17 protein-coding genes and 1 pseudogene are annotated in these 21,238 nt (G+C 69.4%); 8 read left to right on the top strand and 10 right to left on the bottom strand.

What is annotated here, in order from left to right:
• Positions 1-130: 130 nt before the first annotated feature.
• The 4 genes from HND92_RS02365 to HND92_RS02350 all read right to left on the bottom strand — a co-directional run bounded on the left by HND92_RS02365 (position 131) and on the right by HND92_RS02350 (position 4,134).
• The gene (locus tag HND92_RS02365) at positions 131-943 is read right to left on the bottom strand and encodes a carbohydrate ABC transporter permease (RefSeq protein ID WP_012655440.1); all 813 of its coding nucleotides are present in this window, start codon (positions 941-943) and stop codon (positions 131-133) included.
• A complete protein-coding gene (locus HND92_RS02360) occupies positions 936-1,832 on the bottom strand; it encodes a carbohydrate ABC transporter permease (RefSeq protein WP_172205630.1) in 897 nt (298 codons plus the stop codon). Before HND92_RS02360 ends, HND92_RS02365 begins: the two co-directional genes overlap by 8 nt.
• Positions 1,833-1,979: 147 nt before the next feature.
• A complete protein-coding gene (locus HND92_RS02355; protein ID WP_172205628.1) occupies positions 1,980-3,050 on the bottom strand; it encodes an ABC transporter ATP-binding protein in 1,071 nt (356 codons plus the stop codon).
• Between the two features lies 1 nt (position 3,051).
• A complete protein-coding gene (locus HND92_RS02350; protein ID WP_103738502.1) occupies positions 3,052-4,134 on the bottom strand; it encodes an ABC transporter ATP-binding protein in 1,083 nt (360 codons plus the stop codon).
• Between the two features lie 382 nt (positions 4,135-4,516).
• On the opposite strand from HND92_RS02350, the gene HND92_RS02345 reads away from it, so the two are divergent.
• The 4 genes from HND92_RS02345 (at position 4,517) to proC (ending at position 9,408) form a co-directional block, all read left to right on the top strand.
• Positions 4,517-5,782: a porin gene (locus HND92_RS02345; RefSeq protein ID WP_103738503.1), complete on the top strand. Its 1,266-nt coding sequence runs from the start codon at positions 4,517-4,519 to the stop codon at positions 5,780-5,782.
• 316 nt (positions 5,783-6,098) lie between these two features.
• Entirely contained in the window at positions 6,099-6,866 is a 768-nt protein-coding gene (locus HND92_RS02340) for a DeoR/GlpR family DNA-binding transcription regulator (RefSeq protein ID WP_172205626.1), read from the top strand.
• Positions 6,867-6,915: 49 nt separating this feature from the next.
• Positions 6,916-8,412, top strand: a complete 1,497-nt coding sequence (gene glpK / locus HND92_RS02335; RefSeq protein WP_135147792.1) for a glycerol kinase GlpK — start codon at positions 6,916-6,918, stop codon at positions 8,410-8,412.
• A 165-nt stretch (positions 8,413-8,577) separates the two neighbouring features.
• Entirely contained in the window at positions 8,578-9,408 is an 831-nt protein-coding gene (gene proC / locus HND92_RS02330) for a pyrroline-5-carboxylate reductase (RefSeq protein WP_172205624.1), read from the top strand.
• A 54-nt stretch (positions 9,409-9,462) separates the two neighbouring features.
• Here the strand turns inward: proC and ubiA are convergent, their stop codons facing one another.
• Positions 9,463-10,335, bottom strand: coding sequence for a 4-hydroxybenzoate octaprenyltransferase (ubiA, locus tag HND92_RS02325; protein ID WP_011803842.1), 873 nt, complete (start codon positions 10,333-10,335; stop codon positions 9,463-9,465).
• A 194-nt stretch (positions 10,336-10,529) separates the two neighbouring features.
• A pseudogene (locus HND92_RS02320) lies at positions 10,530-12,067 on the bottom strand (CHAD domain-containing protein).
• A gap of 230 nt (positions 12,068-12,297) precedes the next feature.
• Between HND92_RS02320 and HND92_RS02315 the strand changes: the two are divergent.
• On the top strand, positions 12,298-13,260 hold the full coding sequence (locus HND92_RS02315) for an IS110 family transposase (protein WP_011804582.1): 963 nt from the start codon (positions 12,298-12,300) through the stop codon (positions 13,258-13,260).
• A gap of 16 nt (positions 13,261-13,276) precedes the next feature.
• Here HND92_RS02315 and HND92_RS02310 read toward each other — a convergent pair whose 3' ends face one another.
• From HND92_RS02310 to recG, 3 genes are all read right to left on the bottom strand, one after another.
• On the bottom strand, positions 13,277-13,795 hold the full coding sequence (locus HND92_RS02310) for a Dps family protein (protein ID WP_011803840.1): 519 nt from the start codon (positions 13,793-13,795) through the stop codon (positions 13,277-13,279).
• 77 nt (positions 13,796-13,872) lie between these two features.
• Entirely contained in the window at positions 13,873-14,838 is a 966-nt protein-coding gene (locus HND92_RS02305; RefSeq protein ID WP_012655431.1) for a LysR substrate-binding domain-containing protein, read from the bottom strand.
• 68 nt (positions 14,839-14,906) lie between these two features.
• Complete coding sequence (recG, locus tag HND92_RS02300; protein WP_172205622.1) at positions 14,907-17,078, bottom strand: ATP-dependent DNA helicase RecG; 2,172 nt, start codon at positions 17,076-17,078, stop codon at positions 14,907-14,909.
• A gap of 58 nt (positions 17,079-17,136) precedes the next feature.
• Here recG and HND92_RS02295 point away from each other — a divergent pair, with 58 nt between their 5' ends.
• From HND92_RS02295 to HND92_RS02285, 3 genes are all read left to right on the top strand, one after another.
• Entirely contained in the window at positions 17,137-18,396 is a 1,260-nt protein-coding gene (locus HND92_RS02295) for an HD-GYP domain-containing protein (RefSeq protein WP_172205620.1), read from the top strand.
• 103 nt (positions 18,397-18,499) lie between these two features.
• Complete coding sequence (gene queA / locus HND92_RS02290; protein WP_172205618.1) at positions 18,500-19,600, top strand: tRNA preQ1(34) S-adenosylmethionine ribosyltransferase-isomerase QueA; 1,101 nt, start codon at positions 18,500-18,502, stop codon at positions 19,598-19,600.
• On the top strand, positions 19,597-20,484 hold the full coding sequence (locus HND92_RS02285; RefSeq protein ID WP_103738511.1) for a DMT family transporter: 888 nt from the start codon (positions 19,597-19,599) through the stop codon (positions 20,482-20,484). Before queA ends, HND92_RS02285 begins: the two co-directional genes overlap by 4 nt.
• Here the strand turns inward: HND92_RS02285 and HND92_RS02280 are convergent, their stop codons facing one another.
• Positions 20,485-21,198, bottom strand: coding sequence for a uracil-DNA glycosylase (locus HND92_RS02280; RefSeq protein WP_103738512.1), 714 nt, complete (start codon positions 21,196-21,198; stop codon positions 20,485-20,487).
• Positions 21,199-21,238 lie beyond the last annotated feature (40 nt).

Here is a 21,238-nt window from a genome sequence, read left to right as displayed (position 1 = left end):
TGCGGCGCTTCCCCCCAGGGGGACGCAGCCGGTGGCCGGGCAAAACCCGTTCCACGGCTGCCGCTGGTATGGGACGCGTTGCGCGTGCCGCTGCGAATTGCGGTGGTTCATGTGTTGGCTTCCCTTCCCGTCAGACGCGGCCCATCGCGAACCCCTTCGCGATGTAGTGGCGCACGAACCAGATCACGATCGCGCCCGGCACGATGGTCAGCACCCCCGCTGCGGCCAGCGTCGCCCAGTCCATGCCGCTGGCGCTCACGGTGCGCGTCATGGTGGCCACGATGGGCTTGGCATTCACGCTGGTGAGCGTGCGTGCCAAGAGCAATTCCACCCACGAAAACATGAAGCAGAAGAACGCCGCCACGCCCACGCCCGCCTTGATCAGCGGCAGGAAGATGGTGAGGAAGAAGCGCGGGAACGAGTAGCCATCGATGTACGCCGTCTCGTCGATCTCGCGCGGGATGCCGCTCATGAACCCTTCCAGGATCCACACCGCCAGCGGCACGTTGAACAGCAGGTGCGCCAGCGCCACGGCGATGTGCGTGTCCATCAGCCCCACGGTGGTGTAGAGCTGGAAGAATGGCAGCAGGAACACCGCCGGCGGCGTCATGCGGTTGGTCAGCAGCCAGAAGAACACGTGCTTGTCGCCCAGGAACTGGTAGCGGCTGAACGCATAGGCCGCGGGCAGCGCCACGGTGAGCGAGATCACCGTGTTGATGGCCACGTAGATCAGGCTGTTGATGTAGCCCGAGTACCAGCTCTCGTCGGTAAAGATGGTCTGGTAGTTGGCCCAGGTGAAGTGCTGGGGCCACAGCGAGAAGCTGGACAGGATCTCCTCGTTGGTCTTGAAGCTCATGTTGACCATCCAGTAGATGGGCAGCACGGCGAACACCAGGTAGGCGATCAGGAACAGCGTGCGTTTCTGGAAGCGGGGCTCATTCATGGCCGGCACCCTCCTTCGGCGTGGTGCCCACGCGCTGCATCCAGTTGTAGAGGATGAAGCACAGCAGCAGGATGATGAGGAAGTAGATCAGCGAAAACGCCGCCGCCGGCCCCAGGTCGAACTGGCCCACGGCCTTGGTCGTGAGGTACTGGCTCAGGAATGTGGTCGCATTGCCCGGCCCGCCGCCCGTCAGCACAAAGGGCTCGGTGTAGATCATGAAGCTGTCCATGAAGCGCAGCAGCACGGCGATCATGAGCACGCCGCGCATCTTGGGCAGCTGGATGTAGCGGAACACGGCGAACTTGCTCGCGCCGTCGATGCGCGCGGCCTGGTAGTACGCGTCGGGAATGCTGCGCAGCCCCGCGAAGCACAGGAGTGCCACCAGCGGAGTCCAGTGCCACACGTCCATGGCCAGCACGGTGAGCCAGGCGTGGGTGGCGTTGCCGGTGTAGCTGTAGTCGAAGCCGATGGCCTCGAACGCCGCGCCCAGCAGGCCGATGTCCGAGCGGCCAAAGATCTGCCAGATGGTGCCCACCACGTTCCACGGGATCAAGAGCGACAGCGCCACGATGACCAGCACCGCCGACGACTTCCAGCCCTGCGCGGGCATGCTGAGCGCCAGCAGGATGCCCAGCGGAATTTCCACCAGCAGCACCGCCAGCGAGAACGTGAGCTGGCGCAGCAACGCGCCGTGCAGTTCCTCGTCGCGCAGCACGGCGGCGAACCATTCCGTGCCCACGAACACGCGGCGCTCGGGGCTGATGATGTCCTGCACCGAGTAGTTCACCACCGTCATCAAGGGCAGGATGGCCGAGAAGGCCACGCACAGGATCACCGGTAGCACCAGGAACCAGGCCTTCTGGTTCACGGGTTTGGTCGTACTACTCATGGCAGTGCTCCAGGGAGTGGGCATTGCCTGCGACGCGCACCACTGGTGCGGCGCAGACGGCGGGGCGCCCAGCAAGGGCCGCTCCGCAGCAAAGGGCGCCGTCCCCCATCCAGGGGGAAGCCGCGCAGCGGCTCAGGGGGTAGCCATTCATGGCAGCAGCTCCTCGTTCTTGTAGAAGCAGGTGTGCTCGCCCAGCACCTGCAGCCAGACCGCCTCGCCCGGCGCGGGCAGCGCCTGCTCGGGCGCGAAACGGGCCTTGAGGGACTGACCTTCCACGGTGGCCGTGAGCATCTGGTGCGTGCCCACGTCCTGCACGCGCGCCACGGTGCAGCGCAACGCGCCGGGCGCATACGCGTCGGCCAGCGCCAGGTATTCGGGGCGCACGCCCAGTTGCACGGCGCCCTCCGGCAGCGCACGCGGCAGAGCCCAGCGCTGCGCGGCCACGGTGATCTCGCCGCCCTGCACCTGCGCGGGCAGGAAGTTCATGCCCGGCGAGCCGATGAAGTGGCCCACGAAGGCGTGCTGCGGGCGCTCGAACAGATCGCCCGGCGTGCCCATCTGCACCACGCGCCCGCGCGTCATCACCACCACCTGGTCGGCGAAGGTGAGTGCCTCCACCTGGTCGTGCGTCACGTAGATCAGCGTGAGCTTCAGCTCGTGGTGGATCTGCTTGAGCTTGCGGCGCAGCTGCCACTTGAGGTGCGGGTCGATCACGGTGAGCGGCTCGTCGAACAGCACGGCCGCGACGTCCTCGCGCACCAGGCCGCGGCCCAGCGAGATCTTCTGCTTGGCGTCGGCCGACAGGCCGGCCGCGCGCATGTCCAGTTGGTGGCTCATCTCCAGCATCTCCGCGATCTGGCCCACGCGCTGGCGGATGCGATCGGCCGGCACCTTGCGGTTCTTGAGCGGGAACGCCAGGTTCTCGGCCACCGTCATGGTGTCGTAGATCACCGGGAACTGGAACACCTGCGCGATGTTGCGCTCCTGCGGGCTGGCGCGGGTGACGTCGCGGCCGTCAAACCGCACCTGCCCCTGCGAGGGCACGAGCAGGCCGGACATGATGTTCAGCATGGTGGTCTTGCCGCAGCCCGAGGGGCCCAGCAGCGCGTAGGCGCCGCCGTCATCGAAGACCATGTCCAGCGGCAGCAGCGCGTAGTCGCTGTCCTGCTGCGGATTCGGCCTGTACGAATGGGCCAGGTCGAGCTGGATGCGCGCCATGTCAGATCCCTCCCCGGCGCTGTGGCGCGCGCAGCAAGGCGCCGTCCGCGCCGAATACGTAGACATCGGCCGGCGACAGGTGCAGCACCAGCGATTCGCCCAGCTCGAAGTAATGCACGCCCGTGAACTGCGCCACCATCTCGCCCCAGGGCGTGTCGGCATGCACGAAGGTGTCCGAGCCCGAGATCTCCGCCAGCTCCACACGGCCGGTGATCGCCACGTCGCCCTCCCGCGGGCGGGCGTGCAGCGCACTGGCGCGCACCCCCAGCGTCAGTCCGGTCGCCGGTGCGTCCGCCAGCGCGGCGTCCGGCAGGGCGAGCACATCGGCACCGGCGGCCCGCACGCCGCCGGGCACGCGCTCGGCCGGCACCAGGTTCATCGGAGGATCGCTGAAGGCCCGCGCCACGCGCAGTGATGCGGGCGCGTGGAAGACCTCGGCCGTGGGACCGTACTGCAGCAGCTCGCCCTCGTGCAGCACGGCGGTGTACCCGCCCAGGAGCAGCGCCTCAGCCGGCTCGGTGGTGGCGTAGACCACGGTGGAGTCGCCCGCCGCGAACAGCTGGGTCAGCTCGTCGCGCAGCTCTTCCCGCAGCTTGTAGTCCAGGTTGACCAGGGGTTCGTCCAGCAGCATCAGCGGCGCCCCCTTGGCCAGGGCGCGTGCCAGCGCCACACGCTGCTGCTGGCCGCCGGAGAGTTCTGCAGGATGGCGCTGCAGGAACATGTCGATGTGCAGCCGTTCGGCCAGGGAGCGCACGCGGGCGTCGACACTCTTCTCGCCCCGCAGCTTCAGCGGCGACGCGATGTTATCCGCCACCGTCATGGAGGGGTAGTTGATGAACTGCTGGTAGACCATGGCCACGTTGCGCTCGCGCACCGGCACGCCGGTCACGTCGGCGCCGTCCACCAGCACCCGCCCGTGGGTCGGGGCGTCCAGCCCCGCCATGATGCGCATCAGGCTGGTCTTGCCTGCCTGCGTGGCCCCCAGCAGCACGGTGACCGCCCCGCTCTGCAGCGACAGGCCCATCTCGTGCAGCCAGGTCTGTGCCCCTACCCGCTTGCCGATGCTCTCCAATACCAGCTGCATGCAGCCACCCCTTGTTTGGTGTGACGCCAGCGCCGGTGCACGCTCGTGCAACGCCCGCTGCGCCAGGGCCAAGATCGTTCGATTGCGATCATTCTTGTTGCTTTGTGAGCGTTTCGAATCAAGGTTTACCCTGGGACTTTTCGTTTTGGTTCGCTTGCACACGGAACGAAAGGCATCAGCACCCCGTCGCAATTTACGAACGACCGTGCGTTTACCAGAGGTCCAACGCAAATACATCGCCGGGTTTTCCCCTGTCTCTAATGCAGCAAGCTCGGTAAAGCCACTCTTTACCGATTGAAACGTACCCCCTAGTCTCTGCTTCCACGGCACCACCCATTTCCTGGACCTGCCGAACCCATTCACCTTGCAACTCGGAGACGTTATGAAAAAAATCCATGCGCTGTCGGCAGTGGCTCTCGCCTGTGTGTCGTCTGTGGCGATGGCCCAGGCCACCACGCCCGGCGCAAGCAGCGTGATGATCTATGGTCTGGTCGACGTGGGCATCAACCACATCACCGGCGCACCCGGCGGCAGCATGACGCGCGTGACCAGCGGCAACATGGAAGGCTCGCGGCTCGGCTTCAAGGGCAGCGAAGACCTGGGCGGCGGCTACAAGGCCATCTTCACCATGGAAGCGCGCCTGGAAGCCGACACCGGCGGCCTGAGCAACCGCCCCATCTCCGGCGGCCGCCTGCCCGACCGCCTGAGCACCGCCACCTCGCTGGGCCTGCCCGCTGCGCTGCAGCCCGCCGTGACCGCGGTGGCCGGCCAGATCGGCAACTCCGTCGGCGTCAACCTGAACAACAGCTTCTTCGACCGCCAGATCTTCACCGGTCTGGTCACGCCGTTCGGCCAGTTCACCGTGGGCCGCCAGTACACGCCCGGCTACCTGGCCACGGCGAACTTCGACGTGATGAAGACCGAGTCCAGCCTGTCCCTGGGCCAGCTGGCGGCGATCCCCGCCTCGTTCGACATCCGGATCAGCAACTCGCTGCAGTACGGCCTGCAGGTCGGCGGCCTCACCGCCACGGCCATGTATGCCGCTGGCGAAGTGGCCGGCCGCACCACCGCACGGCGTCTGCTGGGCGCGATGGCCATCTACAAGGGTGACGGCTACTCCTTCGGCGGCGGCTACAACACCCGCAACAACGAACTGGGCCAGAAGTCCCTGACCACGGCCGTCATCGGCGCCACCGTGGACGTGGGCCCCGGCACGCTGACGGGCCAGTACGCAACCATCAAGGACAACAACCCGAGCGACTTCTCGGCCATCGCGGCGGGCCTGGCGGCCAACCCGGCCACGGCGCCCGTGGCCACCCTGGTGCAGAACGCCTTCCTGCAGGGCTTCCGCCAGGACACCCACCTGTACCAGATCGGCTACCGCCTGACGAGCGGCCCGCACACCGTGGCCGTGGCCTACAACAACATGGACGACCGCCGGCCCTTCAATGCCGACCGCTACTCCTACGGTGCGGCCTACACGTATGCGCTGTCCAAGCGCACCGACCTGAATGCCGTGGTGACGCACCTGGAGAACAAGAACACCTCGCAGGATCTGCTGGGTGGCAACGGCTTCCTGGGCGGCGTGGCCTCGGCCCCAGGCAAGGACGTCAACAGCGTGACGCTGTCCATCCGCCACCGCTTCTGATCGGCAGCGCAGCACCGGCGGTCCCTCGGACCGCTGGTTCACTCGCTTCCACCAGTCCCCCAATCCTCCACCCGGAGGATTTTTTTTGCCCGGCTGCGGAGCCTGCATGGCGGCAGGCTGCGCAAGCCTTGCATCGTCGCTCGCCAGGACGCTCCGGCCTGCGGCTTCAGCGCGTTTGATCGCCGGGCGTGTTGCTTTGTGAGTGTTTGCACCCCACGTTTACCCTGGACCTTTTCGTTTGGGTTCGCTTTACAGTGAGGGCGGCAGTCCTGTTCTCCGTGTTTCGGGCTGCTGCCTAGCCGCTGGAAGCCCCGCCGTGAACACCAACCCCCGCCAACTGCGACTGCTTGAAGAAGTGCGCACCCGCCAGTCCGCCACGGTGGAACAACTGGCCGACACGCTGGGCGTGACGCTGCAGACCGTGCGGCGCGATGTGCAGCGGCTGGCGGAGCTGGGGCTGGTGCGCCGCTTCCATGGCGGCGTGCGGGTGCCGGCCTCGACCGTCGAGAACCTGGGCCATCTGCAGCGCGAAACGCTGCATGCCGAAGGCAAGGCGCGCATCGCCCGCGCGGTGGCCAGCCAGGTGCCCAACGACTGCTCGCTGATCCTCAACATCGGCACCACCACCGAGGCCATCGCCCGGGCGCTGATGCACCACCGGGGCCTGCGCGTCATCACCAACAACCTGAACGTGGCAGCCATCCTGGCGGGCAACCCCGATTGCGAGGTGACAGTGGCCGGCGGCGTGGTGCGCGCGCGCGACCGCGGCATCGTGGGCGAGGCGGCGGTGGACTTCATCCGCCAGTTCAAGGTGGACATCGCGCTCATCGGCATCTCCGGCATCGAGCCCGACGGCTCGCTGCGCGACTACGACATGCGCGAGGTGAAGGTCGCGCAGACCATCATCGAACACGCGCGCGAGGTCTGGCTGGCCGCCGACCACACCAAGTTCAACCGTCCGGCCATGGTGCAGCTGGCGCAGCTCGCGCAGATCGACCGGCTGTTCACCGACGCGCCGCCGCCCGAGCCCTTCCCGGCCCTGCTGCACGAGGCCGGCGTGCAATGCACCGTGGCTGCCGCATGAGAGGCCCTCCCGGCGACTGAACAGCGCCCCAACACGTTACGCTCCGCCCATGACCTACCTGCTCGCACTCGACCAAGGCACCTCCAGCTCCCGCAGCATCGTGTTCGACGAACGTGGCCGCATCGTGGCCCAGGCGCAGCGCGAGCTGCCGCAGATCTATCCCCGCCCCGGCTGGGTGGAACATGACCCGCGCGAGATCTGGCGCACGCAGCTCGCCACCGCGCAGGACGCGCTGCGCGAGGCGCGCATCACCGCGCAGGACGTGCGCGCCCTGGGCATCACCAACCAGCGCGAGACCACCGTGCTGTGGAACCGCCGCACCGGCCAGCCCGTGCACCACGCCATCGTCTGGCAGGACCGGCGCGCCGAGCCCGCCTGCGCGCAACTGCGCGAACAGGGCCATGCCGCCGCCATCCAGGCCAAGACGGGCCTGCTGATCGACGCCTACTTCTCCGGCACCAAGCTGCAGTGGCTGCTGGACCATGTGCCCGGCGCGCGCGACGCGGCCGAGGCCGGCGAGCTGGCCTTCGGCACCGTGGACAGCTGGCTCATCTGGCAGCTCACCGGCGGCAAGCGCCATGTCACCGACGTGAGCAACGCCAGCCGCACCATGCTGTTCAACGTGCACACCAACCAGTGGGACGATGAGCTGCTGCAGCTCCTGCGCATCCCGCGCGCGCTGATGCCCGAGGTGCTGCCATCGGCCAGCGACTTCGGCGCCACCGACGCGGCGCTGCTGGGTGGCCCGATCGCCATTGGCGGCGTGGCAGGCGACCAGCAAAGCGCGCTCTTCGGCCAGGCGTGCTTCACCGCCGGCATGGCCAAGAACACCTACGGCACGGGCTGCTTCATGCTCATGCACACCGGCAGCCGCTTTCAGAAAAGCGAGAACGGCCTGCTCACCACCAGCGCGGCGCAGGCAGGCCGATCGCCCGAGTACGCCATGGAAGGCAGTGTGTTCGTGGGCGGCGCCGTGGTGCAGTGGCTGCGCGACGGGCTGCGCGCCATCTCGGCCAGCTCCGAGGTGCAGGCGCTGGCCGAAAGCGTGCCCGACTCGGGCGGCGTGATGATGGTGCCCGCCTTCACCGGCCTGGGCGCGCCCTACTGGAAGCCCGACGCGCGCGGCACCATCACCGGCCTCACGCGCGGCACCACCATCGCGCACATCGCGCGCGCCGCGCTCGAATCCATTGCCTACCAGAGCGCCGCGCTGCTGGCCGCCATGAGCCGCGACGCCGTGGCCGCAGGCGGCGCCCCGGTGAGCGAGCTGCGCGTGGACGGCGGCGCCTGCGTGAACGACCTGCTGATGCAGTTCCAGGCCGACCTGCTGGGCATTCCCGTGGTGCGCCCCGCCGTGGTGGAGACCACCGCCCTGGGCGCCGCCTACCTGGCGGGCCTGGCGAGCGGCGTGTATGCCAGCACCGACGAACTGTCTGCCCTGTGGCAGGCCGAGCGGCGCTTCACCCCCACCCTGCCGCGCAGCCAGGCCGAGGCGTTGATGGCGCGTTGGGAGCACGCCGTCGCGCAGGCCGTGCTACCCGGTTGACGTAAAAACCATAGCTGCTGGCGCTTGCTGCAACCCATTTTCAGACATAAAACCCTCTGAACTTCCTGCGTAGCAAGCGCGAGCAGCTCCTGTTTTTGAATCACTCTGAATGATGCTGGACGGCGCACAATGCCGCCTGACCTCATCGCTTCCCCGCCCCATCCCATGACAGCCAGCGCATCCCCCCTTCCCCCCATTGCCTTCATCGGCGGCGGCAACATGGCCAGCGCCATCATCGGCGGCCTGCTGCAGCGCGGCCTGCCGGCCGGCCAGATCGAGGTGGTCGAACCCTTCGAGCCCGCGCGCGCTGCGCTGCGGGAGAAGTTCGGCATCACCGCGCAGCCCGCGGCCGGCGATGCGCTCGCGCGCGCCGCGCTGGTCGTCTGGGCCGTCAAGCCCCAGACCTTCAAGGAAGCCGCCGCCGCCACCCGCGCCCACACCGCCACCGCCCTGCACCTGAGCGTGGCCGCCGGCATCCCCACGGACAGCATCGCGCGCTGGCTGGACACGCAGCACATCGTGCGCGCCATGCCCAACACCCCCGCGCTGGTGGGCAAGGGCATCACCGGCCTGTTCGACCGCCCGCAAGTGGACCCGCAGGGCAAGGCGCTGGTGGAACGCGTGATCGCCACCACCGGCCAGTTTGTCTGGGTGGAGGCCGAGGAGCAGCTCGACGCGGTCACCGCGCTGTCGGGCTCCGGCCCGGCCTATGTGTTTCTGTTCCTCGAAGCCATGACCCAGGCCGGCGTGGACATGGGCCTGCCGCCCGCGCAGGCCTACCAGCTGGCCGTGGCCACGTTCCAGGGCGCATCGGAGCTGGCCGCGCGCTCGCCCGAGAGCGCCGAGGTGCTGCGCCAGCGCGTGACCAGCAAGGGCGGCACCACGCACGCCGCCATCACGCACCTGCAGGCGGCACAGGTGCCCGCGCACTTCATCGCCGCCATGCGCGCGGCAGAGGCCCGCGCCAAGGAACTGGCGGCCGAGTTCGGCGCCTGATTCAGGCGTCAAAAATAGCTCCAGCGCTTGACAGTCAAGCGCTGGCAGCTATCACTAGCGTAGCAAATACCCTAGCGCCACGCCGGCAAAGATCGCCGCGCCGATCCAGTGGCTCTTGCTGAAGGCGGTAAAGCACCCCTCGCGCGTGCGGTCCTTGATCAGCGTGAAGTGCCATGCCACCTGCGCCGCCGCCACGCCCAGCCCCAGCCACAGCGGCCAGCCCAGGCCGTAGGGCGCGAGCACCCACGCCGTGAGCCCCAGGCACAGCACGAAGAAGCCCATGATGGCCGCCACGTCGAAGCGTCCCAGCGTGATGGCCGAGGTCTTCATGCCGATCTTCAGATCGTCGTCGCGGTCCACCATGGCGTACTCGGTGTCGTAGGCCAGCACCAGGAACAGGTTGGCCAGCCACAGCACCCAGGCCGTGGCAGGCACCCGGCCCTGCACGGCCGCAAAGGCGATCACGATGCCGAAGTTGAACGCAATGCCCAGGAACGCCTGCGGCATGGCGAAGAACCGCTTGGTGAACGGGTACAGGATGGTGAACAACACCGCGGGCACCGACCAGGCCACCGCCTCCCAGCGCGTGGTGAGCACCAGCACGAAAGCCACCAGCGTGAGCACCACGCCCACCAGCGCGGCCTCCCTCACGCCCAGCTGGCCGCTGGTGATGGGGCGCTGCGTGGTGCGCTTCACATGGCGGTCGAAGTCGCGGTCGGCAATGTCGTTGATGGTGCAGCCCGCACTGCGCATGAGCACCGTGCCGGCCACGAACACCGCCAGCAGGTGCCAGCCGGGAAAGCCGTCCGCCGCCACCCACAGCGCCGCCAGCGTGGGCCACACCAGCACCAGCCAGCCCGCGGGGCGGTTCCAGCGGATCAGGTCGAGGTACAGGGACAGGCGGGAGCGCGGGGCGACAGCGGACATGGAAGCAAGGGAAAACACAGGTTGCGCGGGGCGCCACGGGGCGGACACGGACACCTAAGGCACAAGGCCCGCGGACGACGCAGCACACGGGGGCGGGTGCCCGCCAGCGTGCGCCAAAGCCCGCTTTTATACGCCATGGCGGCCGGCGCGTCCGCGTGGTCGCACGGCACTGTCCTTGACCGGAAGACTGCCGTTCAACGGCGCGCGGCGTCCCGCAGGGGATCCCAGCCGCGCCCCAGCGCGGCGCCGCGCAGGAAGGCAACCACGGCGGCATCGCCCCCGCAGCCAGCCACCAGAGCGGCGGCCTGCGCCCAGTCGCGCTGCGCGCCCAGGCGCTCCTGCCACTGCTCGGCCGCGCCCCGGTGGCGGCCCATGCGACGGGGCAGCAGCGGCGCCAGCGACGTGCTGCCGTAGCGCAACCGCTTGGCGAGAATGCGGGCATGGTGCAGGCCTTCGTCATCGCCCGCCGTTTTGAGCGCCGCGCCCAGGCGCCGCACCAGCCGCTGGACGCGCTTGCGCACCCAGTGCCGCGCCGGCGCGCCGGCCAGGGCATCGCTGGCACAGGCGTCCACGCCGCACTCCCCCTGCGCGGCCAGCGCCCAGCCATGCAACCAGTCCTGCCAGGCCAGCAGCGCGGCGCCCACGGCGGGCCGATGGAGTGCGGCGCGCGTTTGCGCGCGGGCCTGGTCTGCGGCGGCATCCAGCGCGGCCTGCGCTGCCGCCCAGGCGGCGGCCTGCCGCGCGCCGCCCTGCGCGTAGTGCGCGGCCAACGCAGGCAGCGTCTGGGTGCGCGCCACATCCAGGTCGCGTAAATGTCCCAGGGACTGCAGCAGCGGCGCAAGCGCTGCGGCGGCGGGGCCGGCCGCGCGGCACAGGCCGGGGCGAAGAGGCGCGCCAGGCTGCGCAGCCGGCGCCAGCCCACGCGGGCCTGGTGCACCACCTCGGGCGCGTCGCTGCCCTGCTGCAGCGCAAACAGGTTGGCGCAGAACTGGTGGAAAGGCTCCTGCAGCACGCGTTCGGCGACCTGCGCAACCGTCATGCCGCGCTTCAGCGCGGGCGGCTGGGCCTCCAAGGCCGGGCTGGCCGGCGGGTGCAGCAGCGCGTAGCCGCGTGCGGCCTTGCTCGCGGCCAGCGGCAGCACCGGCACGTGCCGCGCGATGCGCCGCGCCAGCGCCAGCAGTGCCTCGGGTGGCCCCTGCAGCAACTCCAGCTCCAGTTCGCACAGCGGCGTGGCATGCGCCGCGCCGTCCACCGTGGCGGTCACGGCGCCCACGTCCAGCGCCACCTCCACCACGGCGCCGCCGCGCACCCGCACACGCCAGCGGGTGCGCACGAAGTCGGTGGTAAAGCACGGTTGCAGCGCGGCGGCCAGCACGCCATCGGGGTCCATGGCGGGCCAGGGCGTGCCCTCCAACCGGTGCAGCTCCAGCGCCGGGCCGGCCACGGGCATTTCCCACTCGCCGCGCTGGCTCAGCGCGGACGTGGTGTCGCCCGCGGTCTTGAGGGTCTGCAGCCAGCGGGCACCCGCGCCCTCAGGCCCCTCGCGGCGCAGGCGCAGGGCGACGCGCTGGCGCAGCAGGTCCTGCGCAGGCGTGTCGTGGTAAAGGCTGACCAGGTGCTCACGCACCGGCGTGGCCCGTGCCAGCGCCGGCACGCGCATGAGGCGCACCGCCAGCGCCGCCGCATCGCGCGGGGGCAGCGCCAGCTTGAGCTCTGTCTCGGTGGCGGACATGGCTCGGCCCGCGTGCGCAGCTGCGCTTGTATCTTTAAACCAGACCAGCGCGGTAGAGTCTGAACGCCGTTGAGGCGGCCAGACCGGCCCGTGCAGTTTGGTAGGCGCTGGGGTGATAGAGCCCGTGACTGAGTACAGAACGCATGGCCGCCGCGCTGGTCTTCGTGAAGCCCGAACGGTTACGCGCGCCTTGATTGAGCGCGCATGCACAAGCAAGGGATCTGAAGATCATGTCTGTTACCTCTGTGACGGTGGGCATCGACGTGGCCAAGGCGCACGTGGATGTCTGTGTGCTGGGTGCCAAGAGCAGCGCCCAGCGGTTTGACAACGATGCCGAAGGCCACTCGGCGCTGGCGGCTGCCCTGCAGCCCCTGGACGTGGGTCTGGTGGTGATGGAGGCCACCGGCGGCTACGAGGCCGCGTTAGCGTGTGCCCTGCAGGCCACAGGCCTGCCCGTGGCGGTCATCAACCCGCGCCAGGCGCGCGACTTCGCCAAATCCATGGGACGCCTGGCCAAGACCGACGCGGTGGATGCGCGCACGCTGGCCGAGCTGGCAGCGGTGCTGCTGCGCCGCGACGATCTGCAGCGCTTCTTGCGCCCCCTGGCCGATGAGCGCCAGCAGTGGCTCGCGGCCCTGGTCACGCGCAGGCGCCAGTTGCTGACCATGCTCCATTCGGAGCGCCAACGGCTGCAGATCACGCCCAAGAAGCTGCACGCCAGCATCGAGGCCATCGAGGCGGCGATCAAGGCGCAGCTCGATGAGATCGAAGAGCAGATGGTCACGCATGTGCGCGAGCACTTTGGGGAGCTCGACACGCTGCTGCAGTCGGCTGCGGGAGTCGGCCCGGTGGCCAGTGCCACGATGATTGCCGAGCTGCCAGAGCTGGGCCGGCTGAACCGGCGCGAGATCGCTGCATTGGTGGGCGTGGCGCCCATGGCCAATGACTCCGGCGGCAGCAAGGGCAGGCGGCGCGTACAAGGCGGGCGCTTCGAGATCCGCCGCGTGCTGTACATGGCAACGCTCACGGCCACCCGCTACAACCCGGCCATCAAGGCCTTCTACGAGCGTCTGAAGGCCGCTGGCAAGTTGCCCAAGGTCGCCCTGGTCGCTTGCATGCGCAAGTTGCTCACCACGCTCAACGCCATGGTGCGCACTGGAAAACCTTGGGACAAGTCGCTTCATTGCGCTTGACTTCGAAGACGGTTACTCAGTCCTCCAGCAGCGAGCGCAGCATCCAGGCCGTCTGCTCGTGCACCGTGAGGCGCTGGGTCAGCAGGTCGGCCGTGGGCTCGTCGCTGGCCTTGTCGGCCAGGGGAAACAGCTCGCGCGCAGTGCGGGCCACGGCCTCATGGCCTTCCACCAGGATGCGGATCATCTCGGTCGCCTTGGGCGGCTGGGCCGGCACGTCGGGCAGGCTGGTGAGCTGGCCGAACTGCGCGTAGGAGCCCGGCGCCACATGGCCCAGCGAGCGGATGCGCTCGGCCACCGGGTCCACGGCGTTCCACAGCTCTGTGTACTGCGCCATGAACATGGTGTGCAGCGTGTTGAACATCGGGCCCGTCACGTTCCAGTGGAAGTTGTGGGTCGTGAGGTACAGCGTGTAGGTGTCGGCCAGCAGGCGCGACAGGCCCTGCGCGATGGCGGCCCGGTCCTTGTCGCTGATGCCGATGTTGATGCGCGGTGCGCCGCTCTTGGTGCTGACGGATTTGCTGCTGGGCTTGGCCATGGTGCGTCCTTTCTGGGTGGTTGGGATGACTCTGCCATGACTGTACCAACTGCCGCGCCGCGCAGCATCGCCCTGCGTCAAGACAAGCGCGTGACGCCGGGCAACTCGCAGGCGTAGACAGCGTTGCGCAGCGCGGCGATGGCCTCGTAGCGCGTGAAGCTGCGCCGCCAGGCCAGCACCACGCGGCGCATGGGCGGCGGGCTGCCGTCGCTCTCCTTGATGGGCAGGTAGCGGATGTGCGTGTCGTCGCTCTTGCGCCGGCGTGCGCCCGTGTGCAGCGCATCCCGCGGCACCGACAGGCGCGGCACCAGCGTCACGCCCATGCCGGCAGAGACCATGTGCTTGATGGTCTCCAGCGACGAGCCTTCGAACGTGCGGCGAATGCCTTCGGCATTGCTCGCGTAGCGCGCGAACTCGGGGCACACCTCCAGCACGTGGTCGCGAAAGCAGTGGCCCGCGCCCAGCAGCAGCATGGTTTCGTTCTTGAGTTCCGACGCCGAGACCGCATCGCGCTCGGCCAGCGGGTGGCTGCTGGGCACGGCCGCCAGGAAGGGTTCGTCATACAGCGGCGCGATGGCCAGGCCGGTGTCGGGGAAGGGCTCGGCCATGATGGCGCAGTCGATCTCCCCGGTGCGCAGCATCTCCAGCAGCTTCACGGTGAAGTTCTCCTGCAGCATCAGCGGCATCTGCGGCGTGCGCGCGATGGCATGGCGCACCAGCTCGGGCAGCAGGTAGGGGCCGATGGTGTAGATCACGCCCAGCGTGAGGGCGCCGGCCAGCGGGTCCTTGCCGCGCTTGGCGATCTCCTTGATGGCGGCGGCCTGCTCCAGCACGCTCTGCGCCTGGCGCACGATTTCCTCGCCCAGCGGCGTGACGGAGACATCGCCCGCGCTGCGCTCGAAGAGCTTGACCTCCAGCTCGTCCTCGAGCTTCTTCACCGCTACCGACAGCGTGGGCTGCGAGACATAGCAGGCTTCGGCGGCGCGGCCGAAGTGTTTTTCACGCGCAACGGCGACGATGTATTTGAGTTCGGTAAGAGTCATGGCGAATCCGGCCGGCAGAATCGGCCATTGTGCAACGCCCGCCGCGCTGTGCGGCCACGGGCGGCCCATCAGGCTTTGAGATAGTCCGATTTTCCGCCAAGCCAGCGCTGGATGTGGCGCTCGGCCAGCAGCGGGTGGCGGTCCAGCATCTGCGGCGCCGTCTCGCGCGCCCATTCCAGCAGCAGCGTATCGGTGGCCAGGTCGGCAAAGCGCAGCAGTGCGTCGCCCGACTGGCGAGCGCCCAGGAACTCGCCAGGCCCGCGGATCTCCAGGTCGCGCCGCGCGATCTCGAAACCGTCGGTGGTCTCGGCCATGGCCTTCAGGCGGCCCTGCGCAGTCTCGCCCAGGCGGCCCGAGTCGCCCGTGGAGTACAGCAGCACGCAGGCCGAAGCCGCCGCGCCGCGCCCCACGCGCCCGCGCAGCTGGTGCAGCTGCGACAGGCCGAAGCGCTCTGCATGCTCGATGACCATGAGCGAGGCGTTGGGCACGTCCACGCCCACTTCGATCACGGTGGTGGACACCAGCACGCCCATTTGCCCGCCCTTGAACAGGTCCATCACGGCCTTCTTCTCGGCGGCGGGCATGCGCGAGTGCAGCAGGCCCACCATCACCGGCGCGCGCCCGTGCGCCGCGTCGCCCTGCAACGCCTCGCTCAACTCGGCGTGCGTGGCGGTGGCGTTGGACAGGTCCAGCGCCTCGCTCTCCTCGATCAGCGGGCACACCCAGTACACCTGCCGGCCCGCCGCCACCTGCGCACCGATGCGCTCGACCACCTCATCCTTGCGGCTGTCCGCGATCAGCTTGGTGACGATGGGCGTGCGCCCGGGCGGCAGCTCGTCGATGGTGGACACGTCCAGATCGGCGTAGTAACTCATGGCCAGCGTGCGCGGGATGGGCGTGGCACTCATCATCAGCAGGTGCGGCTCCATGCCGGCGTGCTCCAGCTTTTTGCGCAGCGCCAGGCGTTGTGCCACGCCGAAGCGGTGCTGCTCATCGATCACCGCCAGCGCCAGGTTCTTGAAACGCACCTGCTCCTGGATGACGGCGTGCGTGCCCACGACCAGCGCGGCCTCGCCGCTTTCGATGCGCGCGAGCATCTCGGCGCGCTCCTTCTTCTTCTGCCCGCCCACCAGCCACGCCACCTGGCGCCCGCGCGCGGCCAGCAGCGGCTGCAGCCAGCCGATGAGCTTGGCGAAGTGCTGCTCGGCCAGGATCTCGGTGGGCGCCATCAGCGCGCACTGCCAGCCCGCGTCCATGCACACCGTGGCGGCCAGCGCGGCCACCACGGTCTTGCCCGAGCCCACATCACCCTGCAGCAAACGGTGCATGGGCACCGGCCGGGCCAGATCGCGCGCGATCTCCTCACCCACGCGGCGCTGCGCGGCCGTCAGGCTGAAGGGCAACACGCCCAGCAATTGCTCGTGCAGCGGCGTGCCCCCTGCCTGCGTCTGCGGGCGCAGCGCCGGTGCGCGCAGGCGGGCGCGCTCGCGCTTGGCGGTGAGCTGCGACAGCTGCTGCGCCAGCAGTTCTTCGGCCTTCAGGCGCTGCCACGCCGGGTGGCTGTGGTCCTGCAGCGTGGCCAGCGCCACATCGGGCGTGGGGTGGTGCAAAAACAGGAGCGCCTCGCGCAGGCTCCATGGGTGCTGGAGGCCGTTTTGGCCATCAATCCGCACCCCCGAGGGAACCGCGGGGGGCTCCAGCCCCGGCGGCAGCGTCTCGGGCAATTCCACGCGCGTGAGGGCGCTCGCCACCGCGCGGCGCAGGTACGCCTGAGGCAGCTGCGCCACCGTGGGATAGACGGGGGTCAGCGCCGCGGGCAAGTCCCCTTCGGCCTTGCGGAACGCCGGGTGCAGCATCTGGCGGCCCCAGAAGCCTCCCTTGATTTCGCCGCGCACGCGCAGGCGCGCGCCAACGGCCATGGTCTTCTGGTGCGAAGGGTAGAAGCTGAAGAAGCGCAGCTCGCAGCTGCCGGTGCCGTCCTCCACGGTCACCACCAGTTGCCGGCGCGGGCGCATCTGCACCTCGCTGGCGGTCACCGTGGCCTCGATCTGCACCGTGTCGCCATCGCGTGCGCTGCGGATCGGCGTGATGCGTGTCTCGTCCTCGTAGCGCAGGGGCAGGTGCAGGGCCAGGTCAATGTCGCGCACCAGCCCCAGCTTGACGAGGGCCTGCTGTGCAGGGCTGGGGGCGGGCTTCGCGGAGGACGAGGCGGAGGTGGAGGAACGTGTGGGTCTGGGCACGGCAAAAAGGCTATCATGCCCGTAGTTACCGCACGTTACCGTCTCGTCGTCTCCCGTCATGCTCAAGCGTATCGAAGTCAAACATCTCACCCTGGGCATGTACCTGCATGAGTTCTGCGGCTCCTGGATGGAGCACCCCTTCTGGCGCTCGCGCTTTCTGCTGCAGGACCCGCAAGACCTGGAGCGCATCCGCGCCACGGAGATCCACGAGGTCTGGATCGACACATCCAAGGGCCTGGACATCGCGCCCGGCACGGCCAGCGTGTCCCGCGCCGAAGCCGACGCGCAACTGGACAGCGACTTCCAGCAACTGGAGGACCTGCCTGCCCAGCCCGCGCCGGCCCCGGCCGTGACGCCCCAGCCGGCAGGCATGGACCAGGAGCTGCGCCGCGCGGCGGCCATCTGCTCGCAGGCCAAGCAGGCCGTGGTCACGATGTTCGGCCAGGCACGCCTGGGCCGCGCCATCGATACCGCCGTGGCGCAGGAAATGGTCAACGAGATCACCGACTCGGTCACGCGCAACCCCGGCGCGCTCATCAGCCTGGCGCGGCTCAAGACGGCCGACGAGTACACCTACATGCACTCGGTCGCCGTGTCCGCGCTGATGGTGGCGCTGGCCCGGCAGATCGGCATGGACGATGGCGCCACGCGCATGGCCGGGCTGGCCGGGCTGCTGCACGACATCGGCAAGGCGGCCGTGCCGCTGGAAGTGCTCAACAAGCCCGGCAAGCTGACCGACGACGAGTTCACCGTGGTGCGCAGCCACCCCGTGGCCGGCTACGCCCTGCTGCAGGGCACCGACCTGCCCGGGCCCGTGCTGGACGCGTGCCTGCACCACCACGAGAAGATGGACGGCACGGGCTACCCCCACCGCCTGCCGGGCGAGCAGATCAGCACGCTGGCGCGCATGACTGCCATCTGCGACGTGTACGACGCCGTCACCTCCGACCGGCCCTACAAGCGCGGCTGGGACCCCTCGGAGTCGCTGCGCCGCATGGCGGAATGGACCCGCGACCATTTCGACAGCCGGCTGTTCCAGGCCTTCGTCAAGAGCATCGGCATCTACCCCGTGGGGTCGCTGGTGCGCCTCGCCTCGGGCCGCCTGGGCGTCGTGACAGAGCAGTCGCCAGGCAAGCTGATCGCGCCGCGCGTGAGGGTGTTCTACTCCACCCGATCCGAGTTGCGCATCCCCCCAGAGCTGGTGGACCTGTCCGAGCCCGACTGCCGCGACAAGATCATTGCGCGCGAGGACCCGGCACGCTGGCAGTTCCCCGACCTCGCGCAACTCTGGTCCGACCTGCCCGATCCTCGCTGGTAGCGCCCGAGGTGCACCAACGCGCTGCACGGCGGCGGCATCTTTGCGAGAATCGCGGGCTTGTCTTTCTGCCTTGGAACGGGCCCGTCCGGCCCTCAAGCCCCGCATGTCCTCTGCCTCCACCGCACCCCGCACCTTCACCCTGAGCGACTTCGACTTCGAGCTGCCCGAGCTGCTCATCGCCCAGCACCCGGCCCCCCAGCGCAGCGGCTCGCGCCTGCTGGACGGGCGCACCGCCCCGCCCACCGACCGCATCTTCCGCGAACTGCCCGACCTGCTGCAGCCGGGCGACCTGCTGGTGTTCAACGACACACGCGTGGTCAAGGCCCGCGTGTTCGGCGAGAAGGCCAGCGGCGGCAAGCTGGAGCTGTTGATCGAGCGCGTGCTCACCGGCAACGAGGTCGTGGCGCACATGAAGGTCAGCAAAAAGCCGCTGCCCGGCGCCACGCTCCACCTGGCCGGCGGCGCGGCCGCTGGCGGGTTCGACGCCACGCTGCTCGGCCGCTACCCGGATGCGGACGGCCCGCTGTTTCGCCTGGCCCTGCGCGGCCCTGCGGGCGAGAGCCCCTGGGAGCTCATGGAGCGCCACGGCCACCTGCCGCTGCCGCCCTACATCGAGCGCCAGCAGGCCGGCGGCAACGACCCCCATGCCGGCGAGGACAGCGAGCGCTACCAGACCGTGTTCGCGCGTGCGCCCGGCGCGGTGGCCGCGCCCACCGCCGCGCTGCACTTCGACGATGCCGTACTGGCCCGCCTGGCCGAACGCGGCATCGAGCGCGCCAGCGTCACGCTGCACGTAGGCGCAGGCACCTTCCAGCCCGTGAAGACCGAGGACCTGTCCGCGCACCGCATGCACAGCGAGTGGTACGAGGTGCCGCTGGCCACCCTCGCTGCCCTGGAGCGCTGCCGCACGCGCGGCGGCCGCGTCGTGGCCGTGGGCACGACCACGGTGCGCACGCTGGAATCCTGGGCCGCGAGCGGCCAGGCCGCGGGCGACACCTGCATCTTCATTACGCCGGGCTTTCCATTCCAGGTGGTCGATCTGCTGCTCACCAACTTCCACCTGCCCAAGAGCACGCTGATGATGCTGGTGAGTGCCTTCGCGGGCTACGAGCACATCATGCACCTGTACCGCCACGCGGTCGCGCAGCGCTACCGCTTCTTCAGCTACGGCGACTGCATGCTGCTGGAGCGGCCCCGCGCATGAGCGCCGCGCCGGCCGGGCACAGCCCCCGCACCGCCCTGGCCGGCATCGCGCTCACGGTGGGCGCCTGCGCCTCGTTCGCGCTGCTGGACACCGCCACCAAGCTGGTGAGCGCCACCACGCCGCTGCTGCTGGCGCTGTGGCTGCGCTATGTGTTCCAGTCGCTGGTCACCAGCGCCTATGTGCTGCCACGCAGCGGCTGGCGCCCGCCGCGCACGGACCACCCGCGCTATCAACTGCTGCGCGCGGTGCTGTTCGCGGCCACCAGCCTGTTCGGCATCTTCAGCATCCGCGCCATGCCGCTGGCGGAGTTCACCGCCATCGTGGCCGCCACGCCGCTGTGCGTGACGCTCGTGGCCGCGTTGTGGCTGCGCCAGCCGGTCAGCCCACTGCGCTGGCTGCTGGTGGCCACGGGGCTGGCCAGCGTGCTGCTGATCCTGCGCCCGGGCGGCCAGTCCTTCAGCGGGGTATTGGTGCTGCCGCTGGGCATGCTGGCCTGCGGCACGGGGTACCAGATCTTGAGCAGCCGCATGGCCGGGCAGGAGGCCCCCACGACCACGCAGTTCTACACCAGCTGGATTGCCGCCGGGCTGATGACGCTGGCGGCGCCCTTCGTGTGGACCGCCATCACCAGCGCCTGGGTATGGCTGGGGCTGGTGGTCATGGGACTGTCGAGCGCGCTGGGCCATCTGTTGCTGCTGCGGGCCTACGCCTGCGCAGCGCCCGCCACGATCGCGCCGTTCCTCTACACCCAGATCGCGTTTGCCATGCTGGCCGGCTGGGCGGTGTACGGCCACATGCCGGACCGCTGGTCGCTGCTGGGCATCTGCCTGATCGCCGCCAGCGGCGCCGCGAGCGCGTGGCTGACGGTGCGCGAGCGGCGCTGATCAATACCCGTGCTGCTGGCGGAACGCCCGCGCCTGGCCGAAGTGGCCGTTGCCGATGAACGGCACGGGCGGGCGCAGCGCCGACAACGGCGAGGGATGGTTGGAGGTAAGCACCAGGTGCCCCCGGTCCTGCGGGATGAAGGCACGCTTGGACTGCGCATGGCTGCCCCAGAGCATGAACACCACGGGGCGCGGCCCTTCGGCCACCTCGCGGATGACGGCATCGGTCAGCTGCTCCCAGCCCTTGCCCGCGTGGCTCGCGGCCTGGCCCTCTTCCACCGTGAGACAGGTGTTGAGCAGCAGCACACCGTTCTGCGCCCACTTCACCAGGCTGCCGCCCGGGTTGGGAAACGGTGGGAGGGGTACGCCCATGTCGCGCTGCATTTCCTTGAAGATGTTCTGCAGCGAGGGCGGCAGGCGCACGCCCGGCGCCACCGAGAACGCCAGCCCCTCGGCCTGGCCACGGCCGTGGTACGGGTCCTGCCCCAGGATGACCACGCGCGTGTCCTCGGGGGCCGTGAGCTGCAGCGCCCGCAGCGGCTGCGGCGGGAAGATGGCGGCTCCGGCCTCCAGCCGCGCCTGCAGGAAGGCCAGCAACTGCCGGCCGCGCGCGCTGGCAAAGAACGTGTCGACCAGCGGCTGCCAGCCCGGCGCGACAGGCCAGTCGGCGGGGTCGGCACTTTGCAGTTGCGTGGCGGCGGGAGTATTCAGCATCAAATCATGCTCCAAGGCTTATCCATTCTGCGCTGCAAGC

The sequence above is a fragment of the Diaphorobacter sp. JS3050 genome (assembly GCF_013154915.1).
GTDB classification, from domain to species: domain Bacteria; phylum Pseudomonadota; class Gammaproteobacteria; order Burkholderiales; family Burkholderiaceae_C; genus Diaphorobacter; species Diaphorobacter nitroreducens.
Note: the sequence above shows the minus strand (reverse complement) of the source record. Positions and strands in the feature narration are given on the sequence as shown.

Excerpts from the sequence above, each read along its gene's own strand:
- HND92_RS02365 (WP_012655440.1), bottom strand. The coding sequence starts at position 943 with ATGAATGAGCCCCGCTTCCAGAAACGCACGCTGTTCCTGATCGCCTAC.
- HND92_RS02360 (WP_172205630.1), bottom strand. The coding sequence starts at position 1,832 with ATGAGTAGTACGACCAAACCCGTGAACCAGAAGGCCTGGTTCCTGGTG.
- HND92_RS02355 (WP_172205628.1), bottom strand. The coding sequence starts at position 3,050 with ATGGCGCGCATCCAGCTCGACCTGGCCCATTCGTACAGGCCGAATCCG.
- HND92_RS02350 (WP_103738502.1), bottom strand. The coding sequence starts at position 4,134 with ATGCAGCTGGTATTGGAGAGCATCGGCAAGCGGGTAGGGGCACAGACC.
- HND92_RS02345 (WP_103738503.1), top strand. The coding sequence starts at position 4,517 with ATGAAAAAAATCCATGCGCTGTCGGCAGTGGCTCTCGCCTGTGTGTCG.
- glpK (WP_135147792.1), top strand. The coding sequence starts at position 6,916 with ATGACCTACCTGCTCGCACTCGACCAAGGCACCTCCAGCTCCCGCAGC.
- proC (WP_172205624.1), top strand. The coding sequence starts at position 8,578 with ATGACAGCCAGCGCATCCCCCCTTCCCCCCATTGCCTTCATCGGCGGC.
- ubiA (WP_011803842.1), bottom strand. The coding sequence starts at position 10,335 with ATGTCCGCTGTCGCCCCGCGCTCCCGCCTGTCCCTGTACCTCGACCTG.
- HND92_RS02315 (WP_011804582.1), top strand. The coding sequence starts at position 12,298 with ATGTCTGTTACCTCTGTGACGGTGGGCATCGACGTGGCCAAGGCGCAC.
- HND92_RS02310 (WP_011803840.1), bottom strand. The coding sequence starts at position 13,795 with ATGGCCAAGCCCAGCAGCAAATCCGTCAGCACCAAGAGCGGCGCACCG.
- HND92_RS02305 (WP_012655431.1), bottom strand. The coding sequence starts at position 14,838 with ATGACTCTTACCGAACTCAAATACATCGTCGCCGTTGCGCGTGAAAAA.
- HND92_RS02295 (WP_172205620.1), top strand. The coding sequence starts at position 17,137 with ATGCTCAAGCGTATCGAAGTCAAACATCTCACCCTGGGCATGTACCTG.
- queA (WP_172205618.1), top strand. The coding sequence starts at position 18,500 with ATGTCCTCTGCCTCCACCGCACCCCGCACCTTCACCCTGAGCGACTTC.
- HND92_RS02285 (WP_103738511.1), top strand. The coding sequence starts at position 19,597 with ATGAGCGCCGCGCCGGCCGGGCACAGCCCCCGCACCGCCCTGGCCGGC.
- HND92_RS02280 (WP_103738512.1), bottom strand. The coding sequence starts at position 21,198 with ATGCTGAATACTCCCGCCGCCACGCAACTGCAAAGTGCCGACCCCGCC.